The organism is Lactococcus fujiensis JCM 16395 (assembly GCF_002441655.1).
Lineage (GTDB): Bacteria > Bacillota > Bacilli > Lactobacillales > Streptococcaceae > Lactococcus > Lactococcus fujiensis.
In genome coordinates this window covers 1-1,226 of record NZ_JXJU01000048.1, presented here as the reverse complement: position 1 = coordinate 1,226, position 1,226 = coordinate 1, and the positions used below count along the sequence as shown (strand labels likewise).

At 28.6% G+C, this 1,226-nt stretch carries 1 protein-coding gene; it reads left to right on the top strand.

Translation table 11 applies throughout. From position 1 onward, the window contains the following. The first annotated feature begins 169 nt into the window (after positions 1–169). Positions 170–631, top strand: a complete 462-nt coding sequence (locus RT41_RS10180) for a hypothetical protein (RefSeq protein ID WP_096819304.1) — start codon at positions 170–172, stop codon at positions 629–631. The last annotated feature ends 595 nt before the right edge of the window (positions 632–1,226 follow it).

Genomic DNA, 1,226 nt, shown 5'->3' with positions numbered 1-1,226 from the left:
TCTAAGATTTAAGGATAACATCAAAAGAATTAAGAAGTAAATCTTGTCTAAAAAAATTTTGACTTTTGAAGCATCATCAATCAATTCAGTCTTTTTCTGTTAAAATATAAGTTATAATTAATATTTGAGAATTATTTAATTGTAAATAAGTTAGAAGGAGTAAAAAGGGGTGGATAAAGAATTCTTTAGAAAAACTCTAATAGAATCTAAAGATAACAGAGAAGCTGCTGAAGCCTTGGAAATATCGGTTAAGCAATTAAAAAAATATATCGAACACTATAATTTCAATGTTTCAAAACTAAAATTATATCGTAGGAATAGGAACATCGGACTCATAAAACAAGCTGTTGAAAATAGTGAAACTCCTGAAGAAGCAGCGAAAAAATTGGAAATCAACGTTAGAGTCTTAAAAGACTACCTTAAGATTTATAAGGTAAATGCTAAAAAGTTTAGAAAGAAGAAAGATTTTTATTCTGATTTAAATGAAGAAGATGTTATTTCTGCACTAAAATCAAGTCGCAGCATTGCAAGTGCTGCAAAAAAATTGGGAGTTTCGTATAACAAACTCGATTCTTTTATCTATTATAATAAGATTCCAATACTTTTTACCAGTAAACTTAATAAAAAATAAGCTATTACTGAAAAGATCTTAACATACAAAGTAAGTATGAAATATCTCGTAGCTTCAATGTTTCAAGTGTTTAATTTAAAAATATACCTACCGAAAATTACTTGAAAAAAGATTTATTCAGTGCAATGAAGGGAATTCCAAAACACATATGATTAATGCCCAATCTAGATGAAATTAGGGCCTCTTTTATTAAAAAATAGCATCATATTAAGATCCAACTCCCCTAATCTTTTTTTAACATCTTTTTAAAAAGCATAATATTATTTAGATTGATGAATTCGCTTATTTAGAGGGAAATTTTGATCTTGACGAAATTAAATTAAATGGGGACACAAGGTGCTACGTTGATCCTTTATAATTAGGGAGGCAAACTTGTCAACTTTGACCTGCTACCCGGTTAGGATTCTTCGTTTGAATCAGGGCAGAAATTATAATTATAAAGGACATAAATTTAGTCCGTATCTTCTTATTTTAAAGTGAGTGTCATTGAGCCAAAGAATAGGTACTCAAAGTTTCTATGCACAATTCTACGACTGAAAAATGTCACAAACAAATTCAATTGAAGAGATTAAAAAAACAAGTAACGCCAGTAGTT